Here is a 7221-nt window from a genome sequence, read left to right on the forward strand (position 1 = left end):
CCGGTGACCGCCATCACGGACCGGGACTCCACCGAGCACGCCGACCAGCCCGACGACGGCGCGAACCGGGCACGCTCCGGCGCCCGTCCGTCCCCGGGCGCCTCGCAGGGCGAGCGCGCGGCCCGTACCGACTCCCCGGAGCCCTGGGACGACGGGCTCATCGCCCGCCGGGTCACGGAACCCGCCGACGCACCCGCGCTGCCCGCCCTGGACAGCCGTTCCATCGCCCCGGCCACGGTGACCCCGCTGGTCTACGACGCGCCCCTGCGCACCCGGCTCGAAGCCCTGCGCGAGCTCGTGGGCCTCTCCCGCACCCGGCTGGACAGCCGCACCCTGTCCGAGGCCGGCCGGGTCCTCGACGAGGCGTCCGCCCGGCGCAGGCTCTCCGGGCAGCACACCGTCGTCGCCATCGCGGGCGCCACCGGCAGCGGCAAGTCCCAGCTGTTCAACGCGCTCGCCGGGGTGACCATCTCGGAGACCGGAGTACGCCGTCCCACCACCGCAGCGCCGATCGCGTGCAGTTGGAGCGACGGGGCCGCGAGCCTCATCGAACGGCTCGGCATCCCGCCCCGGCTGCGGCGGCGGCCCCTGCCCTCCGGGGACGGCGATTCTCCGCTGCGCGGACTCGTCCTGGTCGACCTGCCCGACCACGACTCCGCGGCCGTACAGCACCGCGAGCACGTCGACCGCATCCTGGCGCTGGTCGACGCGGTCATCTGGGTCGTCGACCCGGAGAAGTACGCCGACGCCCTCCTCCACGAGCGCTATCTGCGGCCGATGGCGGCCCACGCCGAGGTCATGTTCGTGGTCCTCAACCAGATCGACCGGCTGCCCGGGGAGGCGGCCGAGCAGGTCCTCGACGACCTGCGGCGACTCCTCGACGAGGACGGCATCGCCCTCGGCGAGTACGGCGAGCCGGGTACGACGGTCCTGGCGCTCTCCGCGCTCACCGGTGACGGCGTCGGCGAACTGCGCGAGGCGCTCGGCCAGTTCGTCTCCGAGCGCGGCGCCCCGGCCCGGCGCGTCTCGGCCGACGTCGACCTCGCCGCGGCCCGGCTCCGGCCCGTCTACGCCACCCGGCGGCGGACCGGGCTCAGCGAACAGGCCCGGGAGGAGTTCGCCGACCGGCTCGCGGACGCGGTCGGGGCCACGGCGGCGGGCGAGGCGGCCGAACGCGCCTGGCTGCGCAACGCCAACCGCGCCTGCGGCACGCCCTGGCTGCGGCTGTGGCGCTGGTACCAGGACCGCGGCGAGCCCGCCACCGGCCGGATCCCCGCCCGCGCACAGGCCGACGAGGAGGCCACCGCGCGGCAGCGGGTCGAACAGGCGGTGCGGACCGTGGCCGACCGGGCCTCGGCCGGACTGCCCGCGCCGTGGGCCCAGGCGGTGCGCGAGGCGGCCGCCCGCGGCGCGCAGGGGCTGCCGGAGGCGCTGGACGAGCTGTCCGTGCGCGCGGGGGTGCCGGCCGGGCGTCCGCCGCGGCCGGGGTGGTGGCCGGTGGCCGTGCTGTCCCAGGCGTCCATGACGATCCTGCAGTTCCTCGGCGGGCTGTGGCTGCTGGGGCAGATCATCGGGTTCATGGCGCCGAACCTGGGCGTGCCGGTGCTGCTGATGGTGATCGGCATCGTCGGCGGTCCGCTCATCGAGTGGAGCTGCCGGATGGCGGCCCGTGGCCCGGGCCGGCGCTACGGCCTGGAGGCGGAGCGGCGGTTGCGCGAGGCGGCGGCCGGGTGCGGCCGTGCACGGGTGCTGGATCCGGTGGCGGCGGAACTGCTGCGATACCAGGAGGTACGGGAGCAGTACGGGAGGGTGGTGGGGGCTTGAGGGCCTGGTGGACACCCCTGGCTCCGTCTTCGGCCGCTCGGCGTCACCCGTGCCGGTGACGGAGTTGTCCACAGGCTGAGGGTGGTCCACAGCGCTCAGCGGGCCCGGCCCGGCGGCGGCAGTCTGGCAGACACAGCCGTACGGGGCGGGCCCGTACGCGTGTCGGCCCGGCGCCGAGTCCGGGCGAGGGAGGGGTACGCGATGAACGAGACGATGGTGTGCGCGGTCGGCAGGGTGGCGACGCAGCCGGTGTACCGGGAGATGGCGTCCGGGCCGTCGGCGAGGTTCCGGCTGGCGGTCACCGCGCGCTACTGGGACCGCGAGAAGAACTCGTGGACGGACGGGCACACCAACTTCTTCACGGTGTGGGCCAACCGCCAGCTCGCGACGAACACGGCGGCGTCGCTGACGGTCGGCGAGCCCGTGATCGTGCAGGGGAGGCTCAAGGTGCGCACCGATGTGCGCGAGGGGCAGAGCTGGACCTCGGCGGACATCGACGCGGTCGCGATCGGCCACGACCTGGCGTGGGGCACCTCCGCCTTCCGGCGCGGAGGCAAGCAGGAGACGACGGCGTCGCCCTCCCAGCCGGAGCCCAACTGGGAGTCCCCGCCGAGCGATTCGGACGAAGCTCGGCCCGGAGCCCCGCAACAGACGGACAACGCACCTGTCTTGACGTGACGTCAATCACCGCACCCCTGCCCGAACTGCGGCCTTTCTACGGGTGCGCCCCCGAACGACCGGCGCGGAACTGTCGATAACCCCTGCTCACAAGGGGTCTCGGCGATAACGATTCCGAGTCGGAATACTCATCGGACCGTCTGACCGGCGGGCGGGCTCCGCCGCCTCCCTAGGATGCCGGAATGGCTCTTGAGGCTCTCGGGGCCAGAGAGGCTTCCGAAATCTGCAGGTGGGACCGTCCCCCCACGACCCGGGTCCTGCTCGAAGGAGATGTGGTGTTTGCTTCGCTGTCGGCGGTGTTCACACGCAGGCGAGGGGCGGCCCGCGTCGCCGCCACGACGCTGGTGACCGGGCTCGCCGCCGCGGGCGCGCTGGCCGGTGCCGGCCGGGCGGCCGCCGACGAGACGACGCCGGGCCAGGGCGGAGCGACCGCGACGATAGCCGGGCTCAAGACGTACGGCACCGCCGTCATACACGGCGCCACCGGCGAGCAGCAGGTGTCGGCGGGCCTGTTCGAGATGTCCGTCGACGGCGGCGGCACCCTGCAGACGTACTGCGTCGACCTCCACAACCCCACGCAGCGGGACGCCAAGTACCACGAGACGCCCTGGAGCGGCACGTCCCTGGGCGTCAACAAGGACGCCGGCAAGATCCGCTGGATCCTGCAGAACTCCTACCCGCAGGTCAACGACCTCGCGGCGCTCGCCCGCAAGGCGGGGGTCCGCGGCGCGCTGACCGAGCAGGACGCGGCGGCCGGCACGCAGGTGGCGATCTGGCGCTACTCGGACGACGTGGCCGTCGACGCGCTCGACCCGCAGGCCGAGCAACTCGCCGACTACCTGCACAAGAGCGCCCGCGCGCTGCCCGAGCCGCAGGCCTCGCTGGTCCTCGACCCGCCGGCGGTCTCCGGCCGTCCGGGTGAGCGGATCGGCCCGGTGACGGTGCGCACCAACGCGGCCGGCGCGACGCTCACCCCGCCCGCGGACGCCGCCACGACCGGGGTGCGCATCGTCGACGGGCGCGGCAAGGAGGTCACCTCCGCGTCCGACGGCGGGCAGGTGTTCTTCGAGGTGCCCGAGGACGCGGCGGCCGGTTCGGCGGAACTGACCGTGCAGGCCTCGACGACCGTGCCGGTCGGCCGCGCCTTCGCCTCCGAGAGCCGCAGCCAGACGCAGATCCTGGCCGGCTCCAGCGAGTCGACGGTCTCGGCGACGGCCGGGGCGACCTGGGCGAAGGAGGGCGCGATCCCGGCCCTGTCCGCGGCGAGGAACTGCGTCGAGGGCGGCGTCGACGTCATCGCGGCGAACAAGGGCGACGAGCCGTTCACGTTCGACCTGGTCGGCCTGGAGCACACGATCGCCCCCGGCGAGACCAGGACGATCACGGTCCCCCTCCAGGAGGACCAGGCCTACGACTTCACCGTCCACGGCCCCGGCGGTCTCACCCGGCGCTTCACCGGCATGCTGGACTGCCAGACCCAGGGCGCCGAGCCGGACACCGGCACCCGGACCCTGACCGAACCGAGCCCGGCCGCGCTGGGCTCGACCACGGACACCAACCTCGCCGAGACCGGCGGCTCGGGCCTGACGCCCCTGATCGGTGGCATCGCCATCGGCCTGGTGCTGATCGGCGGGGCGACCCTGATCGTGCTCCGGCGCAGGGAGACACCGGCCGGGGACTGACCCGGGGGGGCACGGCTTCCGAGCCCGTGGTTCCTGGCGGACCGGTAGGCCCGGGGGCACGGCTTCCGAGCCCGTGGTTCCCGGCGGACCGGTACCCGATCCCGCCTCGCCGAGTGCGCGGGACGGGTCCGTTCCGCACACGACCCGCGGCCCTCCGACCCGGCCACCGTTGCCCGGCAGACGCCACGGGTTCGCCCCGATGGGCTCCGTCCCGGTCGGTTTCGGGCAAGTGGTGGGGTGGACCGGTCATCGGGTCATGGCCGGACCAGGCCTTCCCTACGATCGCTCTCCCGTTCCCTCGCTCCGGGGGCGTGCGGTCCCGGGCCTCCGCGAAGGCGGCGACGTCCGTCACGCCCGGGAAGGCAGGCCATGACATCCCGCCGACGCAACCGACGACCAGGCGGCCCGCGCGCACAGGGCCGCCCCCGGCCGGCACAGCCGCGGCCGGGCCCGGTCGACGACAAGGTGCTGGCGGCCTGCCTGTCCTTCCTGGCCAGGCTGCCCCAGCCCTACCGCCGGATCCCACAGCCCTGGCACTTCATCGCCAAACTGGTGACGGTCACCGCGCTCCTCTACGTCTCCTGGGGCGTCATCACCACCGTCGTCAGCGCGATCGTGTCGTTCCTGCTGATGCTGGCCTTCGGCGGCTTCACGCTGGCCGTGCTCGTCGGCACGTTCAAGTACTCCATGAGCGAGGAGGGCCGACGCGAGGAGGAACGCTGGTACGAGGAGAACGACCCCCGCGGCAACGGCCCCCGCGGCGCCCTCTAACCCCGGGCGCCGCCCTCCAGCCCCGGGCGCCGCCCTCCAGCCCCGGGCGCCGTTCCGGGCCGGTTCCCTTTGATGTTCGTCTCCCCAGGAGGGACGGCCGACTACATGGCAGCGCAATGGCCGGCTGCGGCGGCCACGAAGGCGTCCATGGCCGCCATCGACACTTCCGCCCTCGCCGTCAGCTCCGCATGGCTTGCTGCCTCCTCGATGACGATGGAAGCCTCGAAGGCATCACCAGCCAGGAGTACGACTTGTTCCGGGACACCTGCGAGCCTGAGCCTGAGCAGGCAGGCCCTGCTCGTCGTGCGAGCCTCGAAGCAGGCGTCCTTGGCCTCTCGGTACGTGTCGTTCTCGGTCCCGTAATCGCGTCTGGTGGACCACCGCCAGATCTGCCGACGGCGCAGCTCCACAAGCGCCTCCGCCAGGCCGCAGATGGCCGCTCGCTGCTCTTGTTGCTGACGATCACGACGGGCGAGCTCGGCAGCCCGATCGGCATGACGGCGTTGAAGCAGCCCTGTGACGACGGAGCCGCCGAGCGTGCCCAGGACTGCGATGAGCGCAACCAACACGGCCTGCATGCCACAAGTTCAGCAGCCGCGGTCGTTCTTGGCGAGGGCGCGAGCCGCACGTCGAGCCGGTGCCAGGCCGGGCATCGGGCCGAGGCTTTCCCCTGCCGCCTGTGAGGCGCGATCATGGGAGTCCTGACCACGGTTCATGAAAGGGGCATGCCGTGCGGCTGCGCTGTGCTGTGCTTGACGACTTCCAGAAGGTGGCGACCGAGGTCGCCGACTGGTCGGCCGTCGCCGACGACGTGGAGGTCGTCTCGTTCGACCGGCACTTCGACGGCGAGGACGCCCTGGCCGCCGCCCTGGCCGACTTCGACATCGTCGTGACGCTGCGCGAGCGCGTGCCGTTCCCCGGCTCGCTGATCGCCCGGCTGCCCCGGCTGAAACTGCTCGTCGCCTCCGGCATGCGCAACTCCGTCATCGACTACGCAGCCGCCGAGGCCCACGGCGTCACGGTGTGCGGCACGGCCAGCTCCTCCACCCCGCCCGTCGAACTGACCTGGGCGCTGCTGCTCGGCCTCGCCCGCGGCATCGTCGAGGAGAACAACGCCCTGCGCTCGGGCGGCCCCTGGCAGAGCACGGTCGGCGCCGACCTGCACGGCCGCCGGCTCGGGCTCCTCGGCCTGGGGAAGATCGGCAGCCGGGTCGCCCAGGTGGGTCTCGCCTTCGGCATGCGGGTGAGTGCCTGGAGCCAGAACCTCACCCGGGAGCGGGCCGAGGAGGTGGGCGTGGAACTCGCCTCGTCCAAGGAGGAACTGCTCGCCGGCAGCGACTTCGTCTCGGTCCACCTCGCGCTGAGCGACCGCACCCGCGGCCTGCTCGGCCCCGCGGAACTCGCCCTGCTCAAGCCGACCGCCTACCTGGTCAACACATCCCGCGCGGCGATCGTCGACCAGGACGCCCTCCTCGACGCCCTGCGCAGCGGCCGGATCGCGGGCGCCGGCGTCGACGTCTTCGACATCGAACCCCTGCCCGACGACCACCCCGTGCGCACCGCTCCGCGTCTGCTCGCCACCCCGCACCTGGGCTACGTCTCGCAGGCCAACTACGCGACCTACTACGGCCATGCCGTCGAGGACATCCGGGCGTTCCTGGACGGCTCTCCGGTGCGCCGGCTGCCCTGACGTGCCTTCAGGACGGGTGATCCGGCCATGATCGCCGTGACCCGGCGTGAGCGGGCGCGTTGAACGGGAAGCACGGCGGCTCCACCTGCCGCCTGCTCACCGAGTCAGAAGGAGAACGTGATGTCTCGCATCGCGAAGGCAGCCGGTGTCGCGCTGGGCACGGGGGCCGTGGTGGTCAGCGGGGCCGGTCTGGCCCTGGCCGACGCGGGCGCCCAGGCCAAGGCCGTCGGGTCGCCGGGCGTCCTGTCGGGCAACGTCCTGCAGGTGCCGGTCCACATCCCGATCAACCTGTGCGGCAACACGGTCAACGTCATCGGCCTGCTGAACCCCGCATTCGGCAACGAGTGCGAGAACAAGGACGACCACAAGGGCCACCACGGCGGCTACGGGTACGGTCACTGAGCCTTACGCACCCCCGTTCACACACGGAGAGCCCCGGCACGTTCCGCGCCGGGGCTCTCGGCATGTTCCGGGCCGACGACCCGGTGCGGTGAACCCGCGCGAGCCGGACCGGCGCCCAGGTGCAGTGAACCCGCAGGGGCCGGGCCGACTCCCCGGCTCGGGGAACCCGCAGGG

The 7221-nt window shown here is 73.2% G+C and carries 7 protein-coding genes; 6 read left to right on the forward strand and 1 reads right to left on the reverse strand.

Translation table 11 applies throughout. From position 1 onward, the window contains the following. The first annotated feature begins 3 nt into the window (after positions 1-3). From CHR28_RS22870 to CHR28_RS22885, 4 genes are all read left to right on the forward strand, one after another. Positions 4-1824, forward strand: a complete 1821-nt coding sequence (locus CHR28_RS22870) for a YfjP family GTPase (protein ID WP_094055549.1) — start codon at positions 4-6, stop codon at positions 1822-1824. Between the two features lie 201 nt (positions 1825-2025). Beyond that, positions 2026-2502: a single-stranded DNA-binding protein gene (locus CHR28_RS22875; RefSeq protein WP_094055550.1), complete on the forward strand. Its 477-nt coding sequence runs from the start codon at positions 2026-2028 to the stop codon at positions 2500-2502. A gap of 275 nt (positions 2503-2777) precedes the next feature. Further along, positions 2778-4184 (forward strand): Cys-Gln thioester bond-forming surface protein, encoded by a 1407-nt coding sequence (locus tag CHR28_RS22880; RefSeq protein WP_094055551.1) that lies wholly within the window; start codon positions 2778-2780, stop codon positions 4182-4184. A 369-nt stretch (positions 4185-4553) separates the two neighbouring features. Further along, positions 4554-4955: a copper transporter family protein gene (locus tag CHR28_RS22885; protein ID WP_143655875.1), complete on the forward strand. Its 402-nt coding sequence runs from the start codon at positions 4554-4556 to the stop codon at positions 4953-4955. 101 nt (positions 4956-5056) lie between these two features. Here CHR28_RS22885 and CHR28_RS22890 read toward each other — a convergent pair whose 3' ends face one another. Next, positions 5057-5533 carry a hypothetical protein gene (locus CHR28_RS22890; RefSeq protein ID WP_094055553.1) on the reverse strand — a complete coding sequence of 159 codons (477 nt, stop codon included), beginning with the start codon at positions 5531-5533 and terminating at the stop codon, positions 5057-5059. A 152-nt stretch (positions 5534-5685) separates the two neighbouring features. Here CHR28_RS22890 and CHR28_RS22895 point away from each other — a divergent pair, with 152 nt between their 5' ends. Together CHR28_RS22895 and CHR28_RS22900 are read left to right on the forward strand one after the other, a co-directional pair. Continuing rightward, positions 5686-6645 carry a D-2-hydroxyacid dehydrogenase family protein gene (locus CHR28_RS22895; RefSeq protein ID WP_094055554.1) on the forward strand — a complete coding sequence of 320 codons (960 nt, stop codon included), beginning with the start codon at positions 5686-5688 and terminating at the stop codon, positions 6643-6645. 120 nt (positions 6646-6765) lie between these two features. Continuing rightward, complete coding sequence (locus CHR28_RS22900) at positions 6766-7047, forward strand: chaplin (RefSeq protein ID WP_094055555.1); 282 nt, start codon at positions 6766-6768, stop codon at positions 7045-7047. The last annotated feature ends 174 nt before the right edge of the window (positions 7048-7221 follow it).

Source organism: Streptomyces sp. XY006, from assembly GCF_002237655.1.
GTDB classification, from domain to species: domain Bacteria; phylum Actinomycetota; class Actinomycetes; order Streptomycetales; family Streptomycetaceae; genus Streptomyces; species Streptomyces levis.

Excerpts from the sequence above, each read along its gene's own strand:
- CHR28_RS22875 (WP_094055550.1), top strand. The coding sequence starts at position 2,026 with ATGAACGAGACGATGGTGTGCGCGGTCGGCAGGGTGGCGACGCAGCCG.
- CHR28_RS22885 (WP_143655875.1), top strand. The coding sequence starts at position 4,554 with ATGACATCCCGCCGACGCAACCGACGACCAGGCGGCCCGCGCGCACAG.
- CHR28_RS22890 (WP_094055553.1), bottom strand. The coding sequence starts at position 5,533 with ATGCAGGCCGTGTTGGTTGCGCTCATCGCAGTCCTGGGCACGCTCGGC.
- CHR28_RS22900 (WP_094055555.1), top strand. The coding sequence starts at position 6,766 with ATGTCTCGCATCGCGAAGGCAGCCGGTGTCGCGCTGGGCACGGGGGCC.